Annotated in this window: 19 protein-coding genes, 1 other RNA gene and 1 pseudogene; 12 read left to right on the top strand and 9 right to left on the bottom strand. The window is 47.3% G+C overall.

All coding sequences use genetic code 11. The annotated features are described in order from the left end of the window. Positions 1-3: 3 nt before the first annotated feature. A complete protein-coding gene (locus B2X65_RS12950; RefSeq protein ID WP_290613142.1) occupies positions 4-972 on the bottom strand; it encodes a metal-dependent hydrolase in 969 nt (322 codons plus the stop codon). Between the two features lie 43 nt (positions 973-1,015). Continuing rightward, positions 1,016-1,858, bottom strand: coding sequence for a PEP-CTERM/exosortase system-associated acyltransferase (locus tag B2X65_RS12945; RefSeq protein ID WP_290613140.1), 843 nt, complete (start codon positions 1,856-1,858; stop codon positions 1,016-1,018). A 319-nt stretch (positions 1,859-2,177) separates the two neighbouring features. Here B2X65_RS12945 and arfB point away from each other — a divergent pair, with 319 nt between their 5' ends. Next, positions 2,178-2,597 carry an alternative ribosome rescue aminoacyl-tRNA hydrolase ArfB gene (gene arfB / locus B2X65_RS12940; protein ID WP_290613138.1) on the top strand — a complete coding sequence of 140 codons (420 nt, stop codon included), beginning with the start codon at positions 2,178-2,180 and terminating at the stop codon, positions 2,595-2,597. A 105-nt stretch (positions 2,598-2,702) separates the two neighbouring features. On the opposite strand, the gene B2X65_RS12935 is transcribed toward arfB, so the two are convergent. From B2X65_RS12935 to smpB, 4 genes are all read right to left on the bottom strand, one after another. Beyond that, positions 2,703-4,778 carry an amidohydrolase family protein gene (locus B2X65_RS12935; RefSeq protein ID WP_290613136.1) on the bottom strand — a complete coding sequence of 692 codons (2,076 nt, stop codon included), beginning with the start codon at positions 4,776-4,778 and terminating at the stop codon, positions 2,703-2,705. A gap of 106 nt (positions 4,779-4,884) precedes the next feature. Next, positions 4,885-6,531, bottom strand: coding sequence for a diguanylate cyclase (locus tag B2X65_RS12930; RefSeq protein WP_290613134.1), 1,647 nt, complete (start codon positions 6,529-6,531; stop codon positions 4,885-4,887). Positions 6,532-6,805: 274 nt separating this feature from the next. Beyond that, positions 6,806-7,166, bottom strand: a transfer-messenger RNA (tmRNA) gene (ssrA, locus tag B2X65_RS12925). Between the two features lie 192 nt (positions 7,167-7,358). After that, a complete protein-coding gene (smpB, locus tag B2X65_RS12920) occupies positions 7,359-7,841 on the bottom strand; it encodes an SsrA-binding protein SmpB (RefSeq protein ID WP_290613132.1) in 483 nt (160 codons plus the stop codon). A gap of 127 nt (positions 7,842-7,968) precedes the next feature. Between smpB and B2X65_RS12915 the strand changes: the two genes are divergently transcribed. Then, the gene (locus tag B2X65_RS12915; RefSeq protein ID WP_290613127.1) at positions 7,969-8,412 is read left to right on the top strand and encodes a type II toxin-antitoxin system RatA family toxin; all 444 of its coding nucleotides are present in this window, start codon (positions 7,969-7,971) and stop codon (positions 8,410-8,412) included. Beyond that, positions 8,405-8,737, top strand: coding sequence for an RnfH family protein (locus B2X65_RS12910; RefSeq protein WP_290613125.1), 333 nt, complete (start codon positions 8,405-8,407; stop codon positions 8,735-8,737). Before B2X65_RS12915 ends, B2X65_RS12910 begins: the two co-directional genes overlap by 8 nt. A 144-nt stretch (positions 8,738-8,881) precedes the next feature. On the opposite strand, the gene B2X65_RS12905 is transcribed toward B2X65_RS12910, so the two are convergent. The 3 genes from B2X65_RS12905 to nadK form a co-directional block, all read right to left on the bottom strand. Further along, entirely contained in the window at positions 8,882-9,235 is a 354-nt protein-coding gene (locus tag B2X65_RS12905) for an outer membrane protein assembly factor BamE (protein WP_290613123.1), read from the bottom strand. Between the two features lie 64 nt (positions 9,236-9,299). Next, positions 9,300-10,973 (bottom strand): DNA repair protein RecN, encoded by a 1,674-nt coding sequence (gene recN / locus B2X65_RS12900; RefSeq protein WP_290613121.1) that lies wholly within the window; start codon positions 10,971-10,973, stop codon positions 9,300-9,302. Positions 10,974-11,097: 124 nt separating this feature from the next. Continuing rightward, a complete protein-coding gene (gene nadK / locus B2X65_RS12895; protein ID WP_290613120.1) occupies positions 11,098-11,979 on the bottom strand; it encodes an NAD(+) kinase in 882 nt (293 codons plus the stop codon). Positions 11,980-12,125: 146 nt separating this feature from the next. Here nadK and hrcA point away from each other — a divergent pair, with 146 nt between their 5' ends. From hrcA to dnaJ, 9 genes and pseudogenes are all read left to right on the top strand, one after another. Next, positions 12,126-13,154 (top strand): heat-inducible transcriptional repressor HrcA, encoded by a 1,029-nt coding sequence (hrcA, locus tag B2X65_RS12890; protein ID WP_290613118.1) that lies wholly within the window; start codon positions 12,126-12,128, stop codon positions 13,152-13,154. A 29-nt stretch (positions 13,155-13,183) separates the two neighbouring features. Next, positions 13,184-13,777, top strand: a complete 594-nt coding sequence (gene grpE / locus B2X65_RS12885; protein WP_290613116.1) for a nucleotide exchange factor GrpE — start codon at positions 13,184-13,186, stop codon at positions 13,775-13,777. 120 nt (positions 13,778-13,897) lie between these two features. Continuing rightward, a complete protein-coding gene (locus tag B2X65_RS12880) occupies positions 13,898-16,672 on the top strand; it encodes an FAD-binding and (Fe-S)-binding domain-containing protein (protein WP_290613114.1) in 2,775 nt (924 codons plus the stop codon). Positions 16,673-16,709: 37 nt separating this feature from the next. Beyond that, entirely contained in the window at positions 16,710-17,099 is a 390-nt protein-coding gene (locus tag B2X65_RS12875) for a response regulator (protein WP_290613111.1), read from the top strand. A gap of 146 nt (positions 17,100-17,245) precedes the next feature. Continuing rightward, positions 17,246-18,094 (top strand): annotated as a pseudogene (locus B2X65_RS17855) (PAS domain-containing protein); the annotation flags it as partial. Further along, positions 18,089-19,603, top strand: a complete 1,515-nt coding sequence (locus B2X65_RS17850; protein WP_414631423.1) for a sensor histidine kinase — start codon at positions 18,089-18,091, stop codon at positions 19,601-19,603. The pseudogene B2X65_RS17855 and the gene B2X65_RS17850, both read left to right, overlap by 6 nt. Before the next feature lie 64 nt (positions 19,604-19,667). Next, complete coding sequence (locus B2X65_RS12865; RefSeq protein WP_290613107.1) at positions 19,668-21,299, top strand: diguanylate cyclase; 1,632 nt, start codon at positions 19,668-19,670, stop codon at positions 21,297-21,299. 136 nt (positions 21,300-21,435) lie between these two features. Then, on the top strand, positions 21,436-23,349 hold the full coding sequence (gene dnaK / locus B2X65_RS12860; RefSeq protein WP_290613105.1) for a molecular chaperone DnaK: 1,914 nt from the start codon (positions 21,436-21,438) through the stop codon (positions 23,347-23,349). A 58-nt stretch (positions 23,350-23,407) separates the two neighbouring features. Continuing rightward, entirely contained in the window at positions 23,408-24,553 is a 1,146-nt protein-coding gene (gene dnaJ, locus B2X65_RS12855; RefSeq protein WP_290613103.1) for a molecular chaperone DnaJ, read from the top strand. The last annotated feature ends 17 nt before the right edge of the window (positions 24,554-24,570 follow it).

Here is a 24,570-nt window from a genome sequence, read left to right as displayed (position 1 = left end):
GCTTCAATGTGCAGCTGCCAGTTTTTGCTGCATCCAACGCAGCGTGGCCGTCATATCATAGGCTCTGGGTAAGGCCAGTGGTGGTGCACTGGCATCAGGTGTCACTTCGAAATTGAAAGCGTAATTTTGGCGTAAACCCATTCTTAAATCAGTCAGAATAAGCTTATCATCTTGCGGCGTTAAGCTATAAAAGCCGTGGCTAAATGATGCGATACGGGAAATATCCGGGTGATCTGCATAGTGCTCGCGTAAATCGGTATCCTGAGCAAAAAACTGATAGTCAATGGCTGTATCCTGGCTCAGCACATTATAGAAACCTTCGTAATAGCCGTTTTCATTCATAATAAGCACCCGCCACAACAGGGTATTAAAAGGCGTTGGCGTGACCAGTATTCCCGTTGGGGCTGGCGCAGGAAGTTTCGCATTAACCTGTGCTGTTATGTACTGCTGTGCGCCCAAACTCCAGATTAAATAAAGTGAAGACAGACCCAAACCACAAGCCGCAGCGCGACTGCACCAGTTTGGCCTTAGGAATGCAACTACCAGCGTAATCACAAGCGGTAAGGTATACAACGGGTCAATAATGAAAATACTACCAATGCCAAAGGGCGTATTGGTAAAGGGTAAACCCAGTCGGGTGCCATAAATGGTCATTACATCCAGTAAAGGATGGGTAATCAGTACCAGGCTGATGGCCAGCCACCAGCGCGGAAATAGTAAACGCTGGCGATGGATAGCTGAAATCAGCCACGCAAAAAGCGGGCTTAGTAATGCCAGATAAAGCAGAGCGTGCGAATTGCCACGGTGGCTAACCATTTTAGTGATCGCATCGCCAGCACCGAACAATACATCCAAATCCGGTAAGGTACCTGCTACCGCGCCCCATAACAGCGCGTGTTTTAGCGGTACTTTGTTACCCATAACCAGGGTGGCAACGCCCGCACCTAAACAAATCTGACTCAACGAATCCATAGTGGCTATCTGTTAATCAATGATAATTCAGATACGCAATCTATCAGGCTATGGCCCAATGTAAATCAGAAGCTGATTTAATCTGCCGGTTTACAACATGTTGTTCCGTTTTGCTGAGTAACTGCCGACTTAAGGTTTGCATTAATAGCCGGTACTCAGGTTGTAAATTAGCGATAACTTCACGACCGTCCAGATAGTAAGGCGCTCGCTTACCGTTAAAGTCGATGGCTTCGCCGATCTGGGTAAAATTAATGCCAATGCGTTGCAGTATTCTGGCCAGGCTGGGCTCAATACTAACAAAGCCGTGGTAGTATCCTTTTTCCAGGCACATTGCTGTTGCCATAAGGTACAAGCCAATAGCGATATAACGATGAAATGGTTGTTTCGCACTACTAAGCGCGGGTAAATCCTTGGCCGAAGCATCTTTCAAACGACGCCTGAATTGTGCGGCAACGGCCAGTCTGGATATCTCACACACATTTTCCCGTGGAAAACACTGGGGAATTAAATGCGGGGTGGTAAAGCGGCCGGCGTAGAATTTTTCAATGGGCAGCGGGCCAGGATCTTGTTCACAGTGAATTAATCGCACAGTACCGGCGATCTCACCGCTTTGCACTTCAGCCAGAGCGCAATGCAGTGCGCGCTGGTCATCGTCATCGTGCTCCAGACCTGAAGCCCGTGGCGGCTCGAAGCTGAGTTCTTCACAGTATACTTTATGACGTAAGCGAAATACGTTATTCTTTTGCTGGTGGCTCAGCGCCTGAGAGGCTTGGAAAAAAGCACTAAAATCCGAAAGGTTCAGTTCAGTTGCTGATTTCTCTTTTGATATTGTTGGCACAAAAGCATTTTGCTCCGGCGTTCGCAATGTCGGATTAAACAGTGTCATCGTTATACCCTGAAGATGATAGTACTACCTAAGCTATCGATAAAATTACGGTCTGTGTTTATTGGTGCTTAGCCTGCTAAGACCTAACCGTCCATGATAAAGTAGGGCACTTCACTGTGCTCAGGCACAATTACTATGCAGATCATCTTTTAGTGGGTCAAACCCAAAGTCGCCGGATCTGTTCCAATAAAAGATAATCTTTAAATAATAACTTGATTTTACAGTTGTTAATTTTTTAAACTTTTTTGTCACCAGTTCGCTGATCAATTAAGCGTAAGTTCATAAAGTGGCAGTTGAAGCGGAAATAGGAAGGAAATGCGTGGCAATTACAATTTCTACAAGCGTAAGCATCGCCGATAACGAGCTCGAATGGCAATACATTCGTGCTTCCGGGGCAGGTGGTCAACATGTTAATAAAGTATCGACTGCCGTACAGATTATCTTCGATATCAATGCCTCGTCATTGCCAGATTTCTATAAACACCGCTTACTTAATCGCAGCGACCATCGCATTACTAAAAGTGGCAAAGTGATTATTAAATGTCAGCAAAGCCGTAGCCAGGAAATGAACCGGGAACTGGCATTGGCGCAGTTTATTGAGCTGGTGCAGTCGGTTGCTAAAGTGCAGAAAAGACGGGTGGCAACCAAACCCACTTATGGCAGCCAGCAACGACGGTTAGAAGGCAAGAAACAACGTAGTAAAACCAAGGCGTTGCGACAGGGTAAGCCTGATCATTAGAGTGTTTTTGTTTCAGAAAATTGTTATAGAAAATTATCACAGAAATTGGTACAGCAAACACAAGGCCACCTTAACAGTGGCCTTGTCAGCTAAATGTTCAAATAGTTAGTCGCCATAATGTACTTGCGGCACATCAGTGAAGGGTTTAATACCAAACTCTGGGTAAACCTCAGAGGGGAAATAAATCTGACCATCTTTAGCGACCAGCGATACCGTCTTAATAGCGCGTAAGTCTTCAAGTGGGTTGCCGGGTACTAAGAAAAAGTCGGCCAGCTTCCCGGTTTCAATGCTGCCTAACTGCTCGCCATATGCGAGGTAGTTCGCCATATCGTATGAAGCCCGGCGCAACACTTCTGCATTTGACATTCCGATTTTTGAAAATAACTCTAACTCGCGATGCAGCTCAAAGGCACCGCCTAAATCAGTGCCAGGGACAATGAAAATACCCCGCTGATGCATCAGGCTTAAGGTCGCCAGTATTTTCTCAAACGCGGCTTTATAGGCTTTATCTTCCGCCTCATCTGCTACATTAAGCAGCGCTTGTTTGGCTGAGCGCTGCACACCAATAGGCATGTGATCAATGTAATCTACCATGCCAACCCGGGTCTGGCCGTTGCGCCCGGTAAGCCCGAATTCATGAATTACCATGGTTGGGTCTATCGCAATATTTTTGTCGACCATAATATCCAGTGAGGTTTTAACGGCTTCGCTATTAAGATCTAACTCTGCAAAACGTTTCATGCCGGTAATGCGAAACAGGGTACGGGTGTCTTCTTCTCTGTCCAGCACCCAGCTCAACATCAGCTGATTAATATGCGTCACTTCGTCATAGCCGTTTAGCATCATTTCATCAACTTTAGAAAATGCCGGAATGTGGCCTGCTACCCGCATGCCGTGCTTTTTGGCCTCCGCTGCCATCGCTGGCACCCATTCACCTTTAACAGAGCTGTAAATTTTAATCTGATGATAGCCACCGCGCTCAGCATACATTTTGATCAAATCTACTGCTTCTTGTTCGCTTGCTGCCAACTCGCCGGTAGCGTTAGAAAACGGACTTTTGCCTTCGATAAAGGCACTTTTGCTGATGCGTGGGCCAATTAACACATTGCGCTCTATTTTATCTTCCAGGGCCTCAAGTACCTCCATTTCATTACCCATATCGCGTACCGAGGTAACGCCAGCCATTACATTTAGCAAGGCATCGTCGTCACTCATATGGCCATGCATTTCATACAACCCGGGAATAAGGGTGCCGCCATTGCCGTCAATTACTACTTCATCAGGCGATGGTTGTTGCACGACGGCCTCAATGGCCGCAATTTTATTTTGGTTTAACAGCACCGATTTAGGCTTCGACAGCGACAAGGTTTGTGGTTCAAATATCCGCACGTTATTAATGCGCACCGGTTTTTCAAATGTATTGGTGGCACGCTGTGCGATCGCTTCAAAGCGAGAAGCATTAAGCTCTGCTGCCAGTTCCCGTAATTTCTGATCCTCGCCAATCAGGTCATTTCGAAGCAGGGTAAAGCGAGGAGATAAATAACCGAGCATTTCGGCTTCATTATTAAGTGCAATATAGCTCGGATCTAGACTAATACCTGAAATGGCGAAAATGCTGGCTTCGACCGGAGTGCCTGCATTGGTACTTTTCAGAGAAATGGTATCAATTTTGTCAATTCGAAGTTCGCCGCCAGGTAGCGCAGGCAGCTTATTGTTTTCACTATTGAGCAGCGCACTGGCATAAATATACAATGAATAAGGGCTGGCGTTTTGTGCCACGTACATTGACTCATCTGAGAAGGCTGCTTTACCGCCGCCAGCGGCATCTTGCCATGAAGCGCTGCCGTCAGCGGCCTGAAAAGACTCAGCAACGGCATTGCCAAACACGGTTTTGCCATCAATTTGCCATGCTAACGGCAAACCGGTATCAGATAACCGCAGGCTTTCAACGCTGCTTGAACCGCGACCATTGTTGCTATAGCCATAATCAATCTTCAGCTCATTGTTCAGTCGCTCAACCTTGAGCTCACCCACCTGAGTGCCACCAAATAACACCGCATAGTTTTCACTGCTTTTTACTGTTGTTTGGGTACTACTGCTGTCTTGCGAGACGGGTTTGTCTGCAGGTGAGCAGCCAAATACGCTAATGCATAGTAAGCTTAAGGTCAGGTGTTTAAACATGTGAACGGCCTGTAGTTAGGAAATCTGTTGCCAGTATTGCACAGTCATCGAAAAAGACAATCAGCAGACTAATTTGAAAATTATAAGGGATTCAATGCCTAAGCAATTATATGTTAGCCGTAAGCTTGTGATCGCTCATCACCGCCACTGTATTTCTGCCTTGCTCTTTGGCAGAGTAAAGCGCTTCATCGGCCAACGTAATTAATTTATCCAGGTCTATTTGGTCCGGCGTAGCACTGACAACGCCAATGCTCATCGTCACGCTGCCTATATTATTAAGGTCGATTTTTTCAATTTGTGTCCGTAGCGCTTCCGCGAGTTGGCTAGCCTGCTTACTGCTGGTATTGGGTAAAAACAGTAAAAATTCTTCTCCACCCCAACGCAATGCAATATCTGAATCCCGCGTGCGACTTTTTATTATTTTAGCCACGCTTTGCAGCACTTTGTCTCCCATAGCATGACCGAATTGGTCGTTAATTCGTTTAAACCAATCTAAGTCCATCAACATAATGGACATGGGCGTATTGTTTCTTTTACCCAGCTCCCAACTTGGGCTAACCAGCTTGGAGAATGCGCGGCGGTTATACAAGTCGGTCAAAGGATCGTGCAGGGCATTGCTTTCTGCTCTAATACGCGCTTCCTGCGCTAATTTGAAATTAAAACCAAGTGAAATAGACAGCAATGACATTTCTAATAGCATACCCACTTCTATTCCCCGGAACGCCCACTGCGAATAAGGAATAATTCCCCAGGTCACAAAACTGGAAAAGGTGGCGCCTCCCGTTCCCATAATGATTGCTGGTATAAAAAATTTGGCTATCGGATCGTTGTTTTTAAATGCCAGGCATCCAACCAGTACCATCCAGACCGAGAGGCTGGTTAACATGATCAACTGAATCATGATGATCAACGAACGATTACCGGATAAAAATATCAGCCCGGCTATTATCAGTAAACTGACATATATTAGGTGCCTGTAACCATATAAAGTCGGTAAAAAAGTACGCGTATTTAAAAAGCCGATGGTAAACATTACCGCCGAAAACAAGTAGCAAAACATCAGACCTGGCATCATCCACTGTTGCGTGGTGACAGACTCAGACCAAACCAGCCAGAAACCATGTCCTGTATAAGTGAAGTTAAATGCGGTAAATGCCAACAGATAGATGGGGTAGAGTAAATACCTGAGTTCTCTTATATAAAAAAACAACGCAAGATTGTAGATAAGCAGTATGAGTAAACCGCCATACAAAGCACCATAAAAATAAGCATTTTCTGCAAACGAAGACAGCATTGCCCTTTCACTTCCCAGGTAGATAGGAATGGTCACAGGGTCTTCGGAGTTAAATCGAAAAAGTACATGAGACGTGCCCATGGGGAATTCAAACGCAGCGGAGGGCATTCTTTCTTGTCGCAAACGTTGGGTAAAGGGCACGTTATCGCCTATCGATACCTGGCTAACTAATGCGCCGGCAGTGAAAAAATAAAGCTCAACATTGTCCAGCCAGGCGTTATCAATTTTTATGACATTTTGTACCGGAATTTCAGAGGCATTCTCAAAAGGCAATACCGCCCATATCGTGCTTTGGGTAAAACCAAAGCTTATTTTATTTTGAATATTTTTAGTAAATTCATTGTTTTTATATGCCTCAAAAGCGGCCTGAGCACTTAAGCTGGACTTGGCGTCCTCGAGTAAAAACAACTGGTCATTTACAAGTTGTATTTGAGGTTTAGAGAGTGGTGCATCTGCCATTGCGTGGAAACACCACGAGCAAATTACCAGAAAAAAAGTCGCTCTAGCGAGCATTCTACAACGGCTCATATATAGTTGTTGTGATCCACGTTTGCTCAGCGTTATTTATTAAAGATTAGAAAGCCACAATGGCTAACACGGTTAACTATAGCCTATATCCAAGCCAATACTGCGATAACTTGTTGAGGCGGTATAAACGATTTAATAGCATTAGTTAAGGTTTTTTTGAAGTTGAAAAGCAAAAGGCCACCTTGCGGTGGCCTTTTGCTTTGTGTGGTGGAGCTGGGGGGATTTGAACCCCCGTCCGAAAAACCTACATCTTCGGTACTACATGCTTAGCACATTCATTTAGTTAACCCTATGAGCGCCGAATGGCAGGCTATCGTCGGGCGAGCCTGATTGGTTTTAACGTGTTGTCTCCAGGCGAAGACGCGACGCGATTCTGTTAGGGGTGATCTTCCAGAGTCTCAGCTTACAGACATGCGTGAGGGGAAGAGCTCTCTACTGCCTATTAAGCAGCGAGTGCGTAGTTTTCGTCGTTTGCGACTAGTTTTTTGCGGTTTTTTTACGAGGCCTACCGCACCTCGGCATGCACCTAGGAGTTCGTGAATCCCGTCGAATCCAGTATCAGCCCCGAATTCTGTGGTTTAACACTTACACTCTCAGTGTTTGGCTATTGTACGCCTGCTATTGGTTTATCACAAGGAACAAACCTTAACAGTGCCTCCAATTGCCGTTTTTACCAGCAAACTGACTGTGACATTTACCATCTGTCACAAACTATTAGATGGTACTAGTGCACGTTAGTTTCAAGGGCGACTTAAAAATTAACGTTTACTGTGCTTCATCATCCGTTCTTTTTCGCGCGACCAGTCCCGATCTTTAATGTCGTCACGCTTATCGTGCTGTTTTTTACCTTTAGCCAGATGGAATTCAACTTTAACCCAACAGGCTTTCCAGTACATGGCGGTAGCAATAAGGGTGTAACCGTCACGCTCTTTTAAGCCGATAAGTTTCATTAGCTCACGTTTGTTAAGTAACAATTTACGGCTGCGGTCGGGGTCGCAGATAACATGGCTGGAGGCACTTTTTAGCGCTTGAATTTGCGCACCAAACAAAAATGCTTCGCCGTTATTCAGAATAACGTAGGCGTCGGACAAATTTACTTTGCCTTCACGGATACTTTTAACTTCCCAGCCTTGCAAGCTAATGCCGGCTTCGTATCTGTCCTCCAGAAAGTATTCATGGCGGGCCTTTTTGTTGGTAGCGATAGTACCGTTTGTGTTTTTACTTGATTTTTTTTTGCTCATAATTCGCTATTTTTTCTAACGCGCGGACCGGGTACGCTGCTTAGGATCCCGATGACGCCGTGCTATGCCGGCCTTGTTGCCCCGCGTTATTCTGTTACAATCAGCAGCGAGTTTAAGGGGAGTGAGTATGCCACAAATTGAGCGCAGTGCCTTGGTTTTTTACAGTGCGCAGCAAATGTTTGACCTGGTAAATACCGTACCAGATTACCCACAATTTCTGCCTGGCTGTACTTCAGCAAACATTGTAAGCCAGTCAGAAAATGAGATGGTGGCGAAGCTACAGGTTTCCAAGGCGGGAATTGGTCAATCTTTTACCACCCGTAATACTTTGCACCCGAACGAACGGATAGACATGCAATTAGTGGATGGCCCTTTCAAACGATTACAGGGCGGTTGGCACTTTGTGCCGCTTAATGAACATTCCTGTAAAGTGGTGCTGCGACTGGAATTTGAGTTTTCCAGCAGGCTGGTGCAGTTTGCTTTTGGTAAAGTATTTTCTGAGCTTACCGCGGCCATGGTTAATGCGTTTACGCAAAGAGCAAAAGTAGTGTATGGAGCGAACCATGGCTGAGCAAATTACGGTAGAAGTGGCTTATGCCTTACCGACCCAGCAAAGCTTATTAACCCTAAACGTGCTGCCCGGCAGCACCGTTATACAAGTTATTGAGCAATCAGGTATTTTGCAGCAATACCCGGATATCGATTTAAACCAGCAGAAAATAGGTGTCTGGAGCAGGCCGGTTAAGCCTGAAGAGCAGGTAAATGAAGGCGACAGAATCGAAATATACCGGCCGTTAATTGCTGACCCGAAAGATTTGCGCCGGCGCCGGGCAGAAAAAGCGAAAGAGGAAGGGCGGGCAGATAAAGTAACGGGTGGAAGAAAGCAGGAACACTAGCCGCGCAAGCAAGCGAATCAGTTTACCCACAACAACACGCCGTAAACCCATCCATGGGGCCTCGTTTCCGCCCATCCAGGGCTACAACGGTTGTTTTAGCGTAAACTGATTCTTTGAAATGTTTGCTATGGTGATTGCCAATAATCAGATATCTAAAGGGGTGTTAAACTCTTCCGACTTTTCAAAATCGCCTGAAATATCCTGTAACTTGTCGTCTTTAAATTCGACAATTAATTGCTTTTCAAAGTTATTACCACGCCCACCTTTTAATGAATAAAAATAATGCCAGGTGTCATTGTCAAACGCGTTTTCTGCAACAGGGCTGCCCAGCACAAATTTCACCTGCTCTTTGGTCATGGCTACCCGCAGCTTATCAATGTCTTTTTGCTCCAGAAAATTACCCTGCGGTATGTCAATCCGGTAAATCATGTTTGAGCATGCGCTTAAGCTGGCAAGCAGGCCAATTACTACTAAAATCTGTACTACTTTATTCATCATTTTCGTCTGTTAAGTCCGGTTGCGGCTATCATACCCTATGACAGCCTTGCTGAAAAATCTCTTTTCAGACTGCCGGTGCACACAAAAGTTCGCGGGCATTGGCCAGCGCACTGGCACTGATATTTTCACCGGCCAGTAACCGCGCAATTTCACCAATCCGTTGTTCATCATTCAAGATCCGCATTCTGGTTTCGGTTGCCTGTCCATCAGTATATTTTTCAACAAACAACTGCTGATGTCCCTGGCTGGCTACCTGTGGTAAGTGGGTTACACAGATTATCTGGGTGGTTTCACCAAGCTGGCGCAACAGTTTGCCGACTCCGGCAGCTACCGGACCACTAATGCCTACATCCACTTCATCAAAAATCAGGGTGGGTGTGGTAATTTTATCCGCCAGAATAACCTGTACCGCTAAACTTATTCTGGATAATTCGCCGCCTGATGCTACTTTTGCCAGCGGTTGTAATGGTTGGCCCGGGTTGGTAGATACGCTAAAGCTGATCTGGTCCCAGCCATGGTTGCTGGCTTGCTCCAAGCTAAGGGCCTGCACGTTAATTTCAAATTTTGAATTGGCCATACTCAGTTCATGCATGCTGCTGGCAATTAACGCACTGAGTTTTTCAGCAGCTTGCTTACGCTGCTGATGCAATTGGGTAGCAAATTGCTGGTAACCTTGCTCTGCTTCGGTAAGTTCAGCTTCTAACTGTACCAAACGTCGGTCATCGCCGGTTATCTCTGCCAGTTGCTGGGCCAGCTGTTGGTGAAAATCGGGTAATTGCTCAAAATTCACCTGGTGTTTTCGGCTTAAATTAAGCCATTGGCCCAGCCGCTCATCAACCTGCTGCAAACGCTCCGGATCAAGTTCAACTTTGTCGGCATAACGGCGCAGCTCGCGGCTAGCTTCTTCGGTTTGCATTAGCGCTTCTGCCAGCATTTGTTGTAGCGGGCTTAGGCTGGTATCCAGCTCGCAAAGTTGTTGCAGCTGTTGGTTTACCGCAGAGAGCCCCTGATAAATGGAGCTTTCGTCGCTATCGTACAATTGTTCAAGGCACTGCTGACTCTGGCTAAGTAAGGTCTGGCCGTGACTCAGGCGGCTTTGCTCGGCCTCCAGCTGACTGAACTCCTCTGCAGCGGGAGCAAATTGATCCAGCTCGGCAACCTGATACTCCAGCAGCTGGCGCTGCGCATCGCGCTGCTGCTGACTATGCTGCAGTTGCTGGTATTCTTGTTTTAACCCCTGCCATTGTTGATAGCATTGTTTTAACTCGGCACGCAGGGGGGCGTTTTCAGCAAAAGCATCCAGTAACTGGCGCTGGTAATCGGGTTTTAACAGTTGTTGATGAGCATGCTGACCATGGATGCTGAGCAAGTACTGGCCTAACGCTTTTAACTGCTGGGCTGGCACCTGCACGCCATTGATATACCCGCGGGAGCGACCCTCGTTATTAATTACCCGGCGCACGATACATTCACTGCCCATGGCCAAATCTTGTTGCTCCAGCCAATGTTGGGCTTGTGGTAACTGGGCAATATCAAAGGTCGCCACAATATCGGCTTTGTCGGCACCGGGTCGCACTACGGTCGCATCTGCCCGTTCACCTAAACACAGTGACAACGCATCGATGGCTATCGATTTACCCGCGCCGGTTTCACCGGTAATGGTCGACATACCGGCCAGCCAGTCTATTTCCAGGGCGCGTACAATAGCGAAGTTGCTGATATGAAGGTGGCTTAGCATGCTGCGACTCCCGTCAGAATAACGAATGTTAGACGTTACTGGTAATTACTGTGTATAGATACAGTGTAAATTTATACAGTAATTATCAAATATGCAAGCCTGCCTTTAAAGAAAGTATCGTTATCTAGTAGAGTTTTTTACCCCAGCCCAGTTTATTGCGCAGCACATGGTAATAGCTGTAGCCTGGTGGATGCACTAACCGCAGCGGAGTAGGGTGTTTGCGGATATAAATTTCATCGCCCGGCATTACGGCCAGAATGACATGGCTGTCGCAGCTGATTTGCAGGTGAGCATCGTTAGTATCGGCGACTTTCAGACAAATTTCGCTATTGCCTGACACCACCAATGGTCTGCTGCTTAGGGTATGCGGGAACATGGGTACCAGGCACATCGCATCCAGATCCGGTGTCAGAATTGGCCCACCGCCAGATAACGAATAGGCGGTTGAACCGGTAGGCGTGCTGACAATTAACCCGTCTGAACGCTGACTGTAAACAAACTCGTTGTTAATGTACGCTTCAAACTCAATCATGTGAGCGACTTTATCGGCGTGCAACACGGCTTCATTGACGGCGCTGTTGCTGCTTTTTATGCTGCCATGGCGGTGTACTGATATTTCCAGCAAATTGCGTTTTTCAGTGACGAAGTTGCCATCAAGCACATCGGCTAAGGGTTGCTCAAAAGCCTCCGGCGACAAGTCGGTCAGAAAACCTAAATTTCCCCGGTTAACACCAAGCACGGCCACATTAAACCGGGCCAACACTCTGGCGGCACCAAGCATATTGCCATCACCACCAACCACAATAGCCAAATCGCAGGTTTTACCCAGGTCGACCAGGTCGAGCACTTTAGCATCGTCCAGGGCGAGAGATTGGGCAACGCGCTCTTCGACAAATACCTCAAGGCCTTTTGCACAAAGGAAATGGTACAGGCTAACCAGGGTATGGTTGGCACCCTGATGATTGGGTTTTCCAATCAGGCCAATTTTCGTAAAAGCATGACTCATATCGCGGTTCCTGGCTGGCGTTTTGCCAGTATAGCGGCCACATTGGCCGACCACCAGCCTCAGTGTTATTTTAGTGATTTATCAACTTGATATTGCCGCTTTAGCCCCCAGATCTGTAATTAACACTGAACAAGGTATGACGTAGTATGGCGGTGGCGCTAAGCAGAACAGAGCTTATCTTAAAGCTGATTGTTGAGCAGTATCTGGCTGATGGCTTGCCGGTATCAAGTAAACTGATTGCCGAAAACCAGGCGCTTAATGTCAGCTCGGCCACGGTGCGCAATACGATGGTTCAGCTGGAACAGCAAGGTTTTATCCGCTCACCTCACACATCAGCAGGCCGGGTACCAACAACCAGTGGTATTCGCTTATTTATTGATAAGATGCTGACCATGCAACCGTTACAAGACCGCTGGCAGGCAGAAATTCAGCGTCAACTGGTACCGACCTTGCCGGTATCATTGCTGTGCCAGCAAGCCGGCCAGTTGTTAACCAACCTGACCGGTTGTGTCGCCATTATCAGTGCCCCCAAAGCCAGTGGCCGCGAAGTGCGGCAAATAGATCTGGTGCGTCTGGCCAGTGACCGATTGTTATTGGTGGTAATAGATGAAGATGGCGATATTTTGCATCGGGTACTCGACTGTGCCCAAAGCATCGACAGTGCTACCTTGAGTAAAGTATTGTGTTTACTTAATGCCGCCCTGTCGAATGGTCAATGGCAGGATGGTATTGCCCGTCTGGCCGGTATAGCGAAAAATGAAAGTGGTTGCAGCCAATTGCTGATGAACAAGGTCTTGGGGCAATTGAGTCTGGATGAATTTTTACAGCATCAGCCGCTGATTTTCGGCCAGTACCAGTTATTGCTCAGCCCGGAATACCAGCAAAACTCTGCGTTACAGCAGGTATTTCAAATGTTGGAGCAACCGACCGGGCTGATAAATTTATTGCAAAAAATCTCCAGTGACGCCCACCCTAAGCTTATTCTGGGCAAAGAGTCTGGGTTTACTGATCTGGCGCCTGTCAGTATTATTAGTCAGCGCTATCAAACCGAGCCGCACCGCTTTATTGCCTTACTGGGGCCAAGGCGCATGAATTACGCCAGGCTGGTACCCTTAGTGGAAGCCTGTGCGCATCGTTTAAATTTAAACTTGAATCGTCAGAATCCATCCCCATAATACACCTACTTTCATTTGGAGTAGTTAGCATGACAGAGCAAGCAAAGCCGAACGAGCAGGCTGAAGAAATTAAGCAGGACAACGCCAGCCAGGAAAGCCCGGCCAATGATCACGGCGATACTGTTGAATTATCTGGTGAACAAGCAGTAATTTCAAAATTGGAAACTGAACTGGCCGAAGCAAAAGCCCGGCTGGCAGACCAGCAGGACTTAATGTTGCGCATTAAAGCCGACGCCGAAAATGCCCGGCGCCGTGCGACTCAGGATGTGGAAAAAGCTCATAAATTTGCTTTGGAGAAATTTGCCGGTGACCTATTGCCGGTTGTGGATAATCTGGAGCGGGCGCTGGGCTTTATAAACCGCGAAGATGAAGCTTTTGCCGGTATTATTGAAGGGGTAGAACTTACCATGAAAAGCTTCCTGGATACCGTTGGCAAATACGGTGTGCAGCAAATTGACCCGCAAGGCGAGCCGTTTAACCCGGACCAGCATCAGGCGATGACCATTCAACCGTCAGCGGATGTGGCACCCAACACCGTTACTTTTGTAATGCAAAAAGGTTATGAATTAAATGGCCGTTTATTACGCCCGGCCATGGTGGGTGTGTCAAAAGCGCCTGAATAAGTGGGGCGAGTTTAACAAGAAACCGGCGAATGCCGGTTTTTTTATGTTTACCTGTCATAGCGTATTAAAGCCCATAGCCAAAACAACTAAAACCTGTTATCACATAACCAAAGTGCAGATTTGAGACATTATGTTGTGGCATTACCGGTTGTATTTCAAAGAGCCGTAAAAAAGCTTATTCCCGCTGAGCGCTATTTTGACGATCCTATCGCCACTCTGGCTTATGGTACCGACGCCAGTTTTTATCGCCTGTTACCCAAACTGGTGCTGCGGGTTGAATCTGAGGCAGAAGTGGTAGCGCTGCTACAGTTGGCTAATAAATATAACGTTGCCATTACCTTTCGGGCGGCCGGCACCAGTTTATCCGGCCAGGCGGTAACCGATTCGGTATTGCTGGTGCTGGGTGAAAACTGGCAGCAGCGCGAAGTAAGGGGTCTCGGTGAACAAATTCGCTTACAACCCGGGGTTATTGGCGCGGCTGCCAATAGTGTCCTGAGTAAGTTTCAACGCAAAATCGGCCCGGATCCGGCATCTATCAACAGCTGCAAAATCGGTGGTATTGTTGCCAACAATGCCAGTGGTATGTGCTGTGGTACCGCCCAAAACAGCTTCAATACTCTGGCCGCAATGCGCCTGGTATTGTTTGATGGCACCGTGCTGGACACCGAAGATAGCGACAGCGTTGCGGCATTTCGGCAAAGCCACGCCAGTTTGCTGGCTGATTTAGCGCTGCTGGCCGGGCAAACCCGGCAAGACGAGCAACTTTGCACCAAAATCCGCCACAAGTATCGCTTAAAAAACACTACCGGCTTTTCACTGAATGCGTTAACTGAATTTACTGATCCGATAGATATTCTGACCCATTTAATGGTGGGCTCTGAGGGCTGCCTGGGCTTTATCAGTGCCGTTACCTACAACACCGTGCCGGAGTATCCGCACCGGGCCAGTGGTTTATTAGTATTTCCCTCTGTGGCCAGCTGTTGTCAGGCGGTAGCGGTATTAAAGCCGTTGCCTGTGTCGGCAGTCGAGCTATTGGATAGGCGAAGCTTACGCTCGGTTGAGCACAAAGCAGCAATGCCTGCGTGGATAAAGCAGGTATCAGATAATGCTTGTGCTTTATTAATTGAAAGCACAGCAGCAACCGACCAGGCTTTGCAACGACAACTGACAGCGTTACGGGCAGTCGTTGCCGGTTTTACCCTGGAACAGCAGGTGGATTTCAGTACGGATCCTGGCGTATATAACCAGCTCTGGGCCATTCGCAAAGGCACTTTTCCGGCGGTGGGGGCGGTGCGGCAAACCGGCACCACGGTCATTATTGAAGATATTACCTTTCCGCTACTGCAACTGGCTGATGGTGTGGCCCGGCTGCAACAATTATTTGCTAAATATGAGTACAACGAAGCCATTATTTTTGGTCATGCCTTAGAGGGCAACCTGCATTTTGTGTTTACCCAGGGCTTTGACGACCCGGCAGAGGTTGCGCGCTATGATAATTTTATGCAGGACGTTGCGCACCTCGTCGCCGTTGAGTTTGGCGGTTCGCTTAAAGCCGAACACGGCACCGGCCGCAATATGGCACCCTTTGTTGAGCTGGAGTGGGGTAGTGATGCCTATCAGTTGATGTGGCGCATTAAAAAACTGCTCGACCCTAAGCATATTCTCAATCCGGATGTGGTGCTAAGCCACAATCCGCAGCTGCATCTGCAAAATCTGAAACCGTTACCAGCAACAGATCCGTTGGTAGACAAATGCATCGAATGCGGCTTTTGTGAGCCGGTGTGTCCATCACGAAACTTAACCCTGACCCCACGTCAGCGCATTGTGACCCAGCGCGAAATCTCTCGTTTGCGGCAAACTGGTAACGATGCTAAGCGGCTTAAGGCATTGACTAAAAGCTATCAGTACGCTGGCAATGATACCTGCGCAGCCTGTGGTATGTGCAGTACAGCCTGCCCGGTTGGCATTAATACCGGTGATTTAACCCGGAAGCTTCGCGCCCAAAACAACCGACGCTGGCAGGGGCTGGCGGCTTTTATAGCACGCCATTTTGGTGCTGCCAGCACCATGGCGCGCTTTGGTTTGAGGGCAGGCCAACGTTTAGTTAAGGTTTTACCTGGCTGGCATAGCGCTATGCCAGGCGCGAACCATACTAAAGTCACGCCAGCAGAGAGTAGCCTGACTCCCGTTATTTATCTGGCCAGTTGTAGCAGCCGGGTAATGGCGCCGCAGGCCAATAGCCAGGACAGCCGCAGCTTAATGCAGGTATGTACTGACTTACTGGCCAAGGCTGGTTATCAGCTTATTATTGCTGAGGATTTGGCCAACCAATGTTGTGGCATGCCGTTTCAGTCCAAAGGGCAGTTTGCCGCGGCTAAGCTTAAACAGCATCAGCTGGAGCAATGGTTACTTGAGGTGAGTAATGTCGGTGAGATACCCATTTTCTCTGATAGCAGCCCTTGCAGCCTGACCCTGAGCGGTAAACTGGATCCGCGGTTAAACATTATCGACAGTGTCGATTTTTTATATGATCAGGTGCTGCCAAAGCTGGTGTTGAACAAGCAGTCCGGGCCGGTCGCGCTTCATATACCCTGTAGCGCCAGTCAGCTGGGACAGACCAGAAAATTACAGCAATTGCTAGGCGCCTGCACAGATGAGATGGTGATCCCTGAAGGCATAAGTTGCTGCGGCTTTGCTGGTGATAAAGGTTTTGTATTGCCAGAACTTAACGCTGCAGCACTGTCAGGTTTGGCTGCTCAGGTAAGTAAGTGCTCACGGGGGGGGTCTACCAGCAGAACCTGCGAGATTGGTTTATCACGTCATAGTGGTATTGAGTATCAGCATATTGTTTATTTGTTGGATCGATGTAGCATGGCAGCTACGATAAAAATATGAAGACATTAAGAATTAGCTTAATTGAGGTTACACTGTTATGCCGTTAAAGAAAATTATGCATGTTGAAGACGATGAGTCTATCCGGACCGTGGCAGAGATCGCGCTGACAGATTTAGCCGGTTTTGAGTTGCTAAGCTGTGATAGCGGTCAAAGTGCACTGGCACAGGCTGCAGAATTCGCTCCACAACTTATTCTGCTGGATGTGATGATGCCGCAAATGGATGGCTTGCAGACTCTTGCTGCATTAAGGCAGCTGCCGGCAACAGAACATACACCTGTAGTGTTTATGACAGCAAAAATTCAGCAGAGTGAGAAGCAGCAATATTTAGATGCCGGTGCTATTGCTGTTATTGATAAACCCTTTGATCCAATGCAATTAGGGGAAACCTTGCATCAGTTATATAATCAGCAGCCTGACCTAAATTAGGTAAAAATAATTCAGGGAAGCTATCCTCCGGGTAGGCTTTCTATTGCAGTGATACGACCTGCAAACACCGTGCTACTTTTTAATAAATGTTGATCTCCGGAAATAATATGCAACAGCCGCAAATACCTGAATATGAAAAAGAACGCTTGCTGGCTCTGCTGGATGCCTCATTACTTGATACCGTTGCCGAGACCCGGTTCGATAGGTTAACCCAGCTGGTGCAACAATGCCTTGATACTGAGATTGTGCTTATTTCATTAATTGATAGCAAACGGCAATGGTTTAAATCCCGCCAGGGGCTGGATGTGTGTGAAACTGGCCGCGATATCTCCTTTTGCGGCCATGCTATTCTGGATAGCAGTATTTTTGAAGTATCCGACGCCAGCACCGATCCTCGTTTTGCTGATAATCCGCTGGTGACTGAGGCACCTCATATCCGGTTTTATGCCGGCGCTCCCTTGACCATTAATAACCAACGTATTGGCACCTTATGTGTTATCGACAGTACTTCGCGGCAGTTGACTGCAAAAGAACGCCTAATCCTTCGAAATTTTGCAGATGCGGTTGAGCAGGAAATTGCGGACAGATTACAAGAGCAAGCGCATCAGAGATTGGCAGCCAGTGAACTGATGCATCGTTCAGTATTAGAAGGAACCCGAATTGGTACCTGGCAATGGAATATCCAAACCGGCGAAACGGTGTTTAACGAGCGCTGGGCAGAGATTGTCGGTTATACGCTGGATGAGCTTGCACCGATAGATATTAATACCTGGCTGGGCTTTGCTCATCCTGATGATTTAGCAGAATCGGGCAAGCTACTAGAGCAACATTTTGCCGGTCAGTTACCCTTCTACGATTGCAAATGCAGGATGAAGCATAAAAATGGTCAGTGGGTTTGGGTGCATGACCGTGGCAGGGTAGTTAGCTGGACCGGGGACGGAAAGCCCCTGATGATGTATGGTACTCATGCAGATGTTACCGAGCAAAAAATGGCTGAGTTGGAGCTGCAGGCCAGCCGTGACCAGTTTAAAAATTTATTGGCCAATATTCCGGGTATGGTCTACCAGTATCAGCAGTGGCCTGATGGTAAAGCTGCGTTTCCTTATACAAGTGATAATATTAAGAATATTTATGGGGTAACAGCTGAGCAGGTAAAGCAGGATTCAACTTTTCTCTTTGATAAAATTCACCCGGATGACTTAGACGGTCTGGCACAGAGTATTGATAAATCAGCGAAGCATTTATCGCTTTGGCAGCATCAATACCGGATTTGCCAGGAAAATAAACAACCAACGTGGCTGTCCGGTCGCGCCACTCCTGAGCGAATGGCCGATGGCAGTACACTTTGGCATGGCTATATTGAAGATATTACCGCTATCAAGCTGCACTACCTGGAGCTTGAGCGCGTTAACACCGCGTTAAAAATAACTCAGCAGCGACTCGATACCGCAAGTGAAAATGCGCTGATTGGTTTCTGGCAGGCGTCACTTAAAACCGGAGAGCTTTGGTGGTCGCCGGTTATCTACCAGATATTTGGTTTTAGTGAAACAGTGAACCCTAGTGTTGAATTGTTTAAAAGCACCCTACACCCGCAAGATGCAGAGCAGGTTTTTAAGAGTGAACAGCAGGCGCTTAAAACCGGAGTGCACGATGTGGTGCACAGAATTGTCAGACCGGATGGCACCATTCGTTGGGTGCATGAACTGGCCAAAATGTTGCCACCACAGGAAAATCCAGAGCTGATTATGGTGGGTTCGGTGCAGGATGTGACGGAGAGAATGCAGCTGCAACAGATGAAAGATCAGTTTATTTCAACGGTCAGTCATGAGCTGCGAACACCACTAACCGCAATAAGTGGCGCCTTGGGTATATTGCTCTCAGGAAAACTGGCTGAATTTGATCCTAAAGTAAGTAAATTGCTGAATATTGCCCATGGAAACAGCAATCGCTTACAGCACTTAATTAATGATTTGCTGGATATTGAGAAACTGACGGCCGGCAAAGTCCAACTGAACATGGAAGTTTTGTCACTGCAGCCCCAGCTGAAGTTGGCGCTGAGTAATTTACAGCCTTACGCCTTAGAGTATAAGGTAACGTTAGTTTTGGAGCCAGGTCCAACTCAGCTTCAGATCGTGGCGGATAGCCAGCGTTTACAGCAGATACTGGCAAATTTATTGTCAAATGCCATTAAGTTTTCTGGTTCTGGTAAAACGGTAAGCCTGTCGGCAGCCATTAACGAAGACAAAGTCAGAGTGTCGGTGCAGGATCAGGGCTCAGGGATCCCGCCAGAGTTTCAACCCCGTCTATTTGAACGGTTTGCGCAAGCCGATGGCTCTAACCGTGGCCATAAAGGGGGAACTGGTTTGGGTTTAGCAATTAGTAAAGGTTTACTGGCACAAATGAATGGTCATATCGGGTTTCAGACGAAGGAAGGGGTAGGCACTACTTTTTACTTTGAGTTACCGCAGGTGTCCGCTACTATCAGTGACAGCAGTAACCATTGAATTAGCAATAAATGTCGTCAAAAGGCATGGTGCGTGCACAAACAATGCTAAAGGCAGTATCTAAATGAGTAGCAGCAAAAGTAAACTTGATTTGTCATCCGCGTTTTCTGCCTTGCGTCTCAGGTTTGAGCAAACACTGGCAGAACGCGCCGCCAATTTGCAGGTTATTCTGGCGGTTGCCGACTCCGAAGCCGCCGCGCTATTACCCTCCGTAATTAATGAAGCGCATAAACTGGCCGGCGCCTGTGGTACTTTTGGTTTTGCTACCCTGGGCAGTCTTGCCCGGCAAATAGAACAGTTAGCGGTGGCCGTTCAAGGCAAAAATTCTTCAGAGCAATTGTATTCATTAGCACAATTAAAGCATTTATTACTTGAATTTGATGTTGCCATAAGTACGGCATTGCAGTCAGGTCAGCAAGATGCTGGCAACAGCATGGTATCGATAGCTGAAAACTCCAGTATCTGGTTGCTGCTTGATGATCAACACCTGATTGCAGAACTTACCGGGCAGTTACACGCCTTTGGCCACGATGTTACCTTGTTTTCAGATTTTGACAGCTGCTTAAGGCAGTTGCAGAAAACGGCGCCGGCGGTACTGTTCGCTGACACTGATCTTAAGCGGGGCGGCTCATTGTTTCAGCAGAAGCTGTTGCTGGAATCACTTATAAAAAGACATTCCCGCCTGATGGTGTATTCAACCACCGATAGTTTTGAGCTACGAATTAAAGCTGCCGAGTACCGGGCCGCTGCTTTTTTTATTTCGCCGCTGAATATACCTGACATGGTGACGTCAATTGGTGAAATGCTGGAAGAAAGCATTGGCAAAACCGGTCGGGTTTTTATTGTCGAAGACGATAAGCTGCTGGCTGAGCATTATGCATTGGTGCTGAGCAGTATGGGGGTCGAAACCCAAATTGTCGGTCGGATCCGCAATATTATAGACGAACTAACCCGGTTTCAGCCTGATCTGATTTTGATGGATATGTATATGCCGGAATTTTCCGGCGCCGAAGTGGCCGGGCTAATACGCCAGTACAAGTCTTTAAAACGGCTGCCAATTGTCTTTCTATCGTCTGAAACAAACAAAACATTGCAAATAAAAGCCATGGCGCATGGTGCTGATGACTTTATTACTAAGCCCATAGACGACATTCAACTGGCTCAGGCGATAAAAGTGCGACTGGCGCGTAGTTTACAAATTAAAAATCTGATTGAAAAAGACAGCTTAACGGCACTGATTAAACATAGTGCCATTAAGGAGGCTGCTGAACTGGAGTTCGAACGCAGTGAGCGAAGTCAAAAACCAGTGAGCGTGGTGATGCTGGACATTGACCATTTTAAAAAAGTTAATGACAATTATGGCCATGCAGTGGGTGATTTGGTGATTACGTCATTGGCAACACTTTTGCGTAAGCGGATCCGTAAAACTGACCGCGCCGGCCGCTACGGTGGTGAGGAGTTTATGCTGGTATTGCCAGATTGCCCGGCAGAGCAAGCAAAAGTGCTGGCCAGTCAGTTATTAATAGCGTTTGCCACCCTCCAATTTAACATCAATGACCGACCTTTTTCCTGTACCTTTTCCGCCGGAATTGCTGCGGCACCTGCCAGTAACATTACCAGTGCAGCAGAATTAATAAACGCCGCTGACGACGCCTTGTACCGGGCAAAGCGTGCAGGGCGTAATCAGATAGCTTAATTATGTTAGCCGTTTCAGACTAACTGCCGCTCATTCTAAATTTTTTTAACTAATAACCTTGAATCGATCAGGGCTAATCCCCACTAATCAGTCAACGCAATTTTTAATTGTTCAGAATATTAGGTGGAGAGCAGTTATGGGTAGAATAATCGGTATTGACTTGGGTACAACCAATTCATGTGTTGCTGTGTTAGATGGTGACAAACCTCGGGTATTAGAGAACGCGGAAGGCACACGTACTACGCCTTCAATTATTGCTTATGCTGAAGATGGTGAAGTATTAGTGGGTCAGCCGGCAAAACGTCAGGCAGTTACCAACCCTAAAAACACCCTTTATGCGATTAAGCGTTTAATTGGTCGTCGTTTTGAAGACGAAGAAGTGCAACGCGACATCAAAATTATGCCGTTTAAAATTGTTAAAGCGGATAATGGTGATGCCTGGGTTGAAGTAAAAGACAAAAAGCTGGCCGCACCGCAAATTTCAGCTGAAGTGCTGAAAAAAATGAAGAAAACCGCTGAGGATTTCTTAGGCGAAGCGGTAACGGCTGCAGTTATTACCGTACCGGCATATTTTAATGATGCACAGCGTCAGGCAACCAAAGATGCCGGTCGTATTGCCGGTTTAGACGTAAAGCGTATTATCAACGAGCCAACTGCTGCGGCACTGGCTTATGGTATGGATAAGAAGAAAGGCGACACCAAGATTGCAGTGTATGACTTGGGTGGCGGTACTTTCGATATCTCTATTATTGAAATTGATGATGTTGACGGCGAGCAAACCTTTGAAGTGTTATCGACCAATGGTGATACCCACTTAGGTGGTGAAGACTTCGATAACCGGGTTATTAACTATCTGGTAGAAGAGTTCAAGAAAGAGCAGGGCATGGACCTGCGTAACGACTCTTTAGCCATGCAACGTGTTAAAGAAGCCGCTGAAAAAGCCAAGATTGAGCTGTCTTCAGCCTCGCAAACTGAAGTAAACCTGCCTTATATCACCGCAGATGCGTCAGGCCCGAAACACTTAAATATTAAAGTAACCCGCGCCAAGCTGGAATCTTTAGTAGAAGACTTAGTGCAGCGTACCCTAGAGCCGCTGAAAAAAGCTTTAGCCGATGCTGATTTAAGCGTTGGTGAAATTAACGAAATCATCCTGGTGGGTGGTCAGACCCGGATGCCTAAAGTACAGGAAGCGGTAACTGCTTTCTTTGGCAAAGAGCCGCGTAAAGACGTGAACCCGGATGAAGCGGTAGCAGTGGGTGCAGCGATTCAGGGTGCAGTATTATCTGGTGATGTTAAAGACGTTCTGTTGCTTGACGTTACGCCTTTATCTCTGGGTATTGAAACCATGGGTAGCGTAATGACTGCGCTGATTGAGAAAAACACCACTATCCCGACCAAAAAATCGCAGGTGTTCTCAACTGCTGACGACAATCAGGCAGCGGTAACTATTCACGTGCTACAAGGTGAACGGAAACGTGCTACTGATAATAAATCGTTGGGCCAGTTCAATTTAGAAGGTATTCGCCCGGGTCGTCGCGGCGAGCCACAAATTGAAGTAACCTTCGATTTAGATGCTGATGGTATTTTACATGTGTCAGCCAAAGATAAAGACACTGGTAAAGAGCAGAAAATCACCATTAAGTCGTCTTCAGGTTTATCGGAAGATGAAATTGCCGCTATGGTACGTGATGCTGAAGCGCACGCTGAAGAAGATAAAAAGTTTGAAGAGCTGGTGCAAACCCGTAACCAGGCTGATGCGATGGTACATGCTACCCGCAAGCAGCTGGAAGAAGCAGGTGACAGTTTAGCCAGTGATGACAAAGCTGCTATTGAAACGGCAATCAACGAACTGGAAACTGCCCTCAAAGGTAGCGACAAGGCAGCAATTGATGCCAAATCGCAGGCGTTAATTCAGGCTTCTCAGAAGCTGATGGAAGCGGCGCAGGCTAAAGCCCAACAGGGTGGCGCCGATGCCGGCCAGCAGCAATCTGCTGGTGCTGACGATGTTGTTGACGCTGAGTTTGAAGAAGTAAAAGACGACAACAAATAATATAGGCCCGGGCTGCAATTCATTGCAGCCCTTTGACTAAGAAGTAAGCACTGAATTTATGTCAAAGCGTGACTACTATGAAGTATTGGGTGTCGCTAAAGGCGCCGATGATAAAGACATCAAAAAGGCTTATAAACGCCTCGCTATGAAATTTCACCCTGATCGTACTCAGGGCGATAAGGGCATGGAAGAGAAGTTTAAAGAAGTTCAGGAAGCCTATGAGGTTTTATCAGACGAGCAAAAACGCGCTGCCTACGATCGTTTTGGCCATGCCGGGGTAGATCCTAACCGCGGCGGCGGTGGCTTTGGTGGTGGCGGTGCCGGTGCCGGAGACTTTGGCGATATTTTTGGCGACGTGTTTGGTGACATTTTTGGTGGCGGCGGTCGTCGCGGTCAATCCCGGGCGCAACGTGGGTCAGATTTACGCTACAATCTGGAACTGAATCTGGAAGAAGCAGTTAAAGGTAAATCGGTAGATATTAAAGTCCCGACCTACGTTAATTGCGACAGCTGTGACGGTTCTGGTGCTAAAAAAGGCACTTCTGCGAAAGGTTGTCCAACTTGTCACGGTGCAGGTCAGGTGACCATGCGTCAGGGCTTTTTTGCAGTACAGCAAACCTGTCCAACCTGTAATGGTCGCGGCAAGATTATTCCGGAACCCTGTACAAAATGTCACGGCGAAGGCCGGGTAGAGAAAACCAAAACCCTTTCGGTTAAAATTCCGGCGGGCGTTGATACTGGCGATCGTATTCGTTTAACCGGCGAAGGCGAAGCCGGTATGCACGGTGCACCGGCTGGTGATTTGTATGTGCAGGTTAATGTCAAAGCGCACCCTATCTTCCAGCGCGATGGTAACAACTTGTATTGCGATGTGCCATTGAGTTTTGCTACCGCAGCGCTTGGCGGTGAAATTGCTGTGCCAACGCTGGATGGCAGAATTAAACTGAAAATACCGGCAGAGACCCAAACTGAGAAAATGTTCCGTTTGCGGGGCAAAGGGGTGCAGTCAGTGCGCGGTGGTGGCGTTGGCGATTTGGTTTGTAAGGTGGTGATTGAAACACCGGTGAACCTTAGCGACAAACAGAAAGAGCTGCTGCGACAACTTGAAGAGTCTATGGGTGGTGAAGGTGAAGCCAAGCACCGACCCAAATCGAAAGGTTTTTTTGATGGTGTAAAAAAATTCTTCGATGATTTAACCGGTTAACTAAACATAAAACCACC

The organism is Arsukibacterium sp. UBA3155 (assembly GCA_002364615.1).
Classification (GTDB): domain Bacteria; phylum Pseudomonadota; class Gammaproteobacteria; order Enterobacterales; family Alteromonadaceae; genus Alishewanella.
This window is presented reverse-complemented; position numbering and strand designations above follow the sequence as displayed.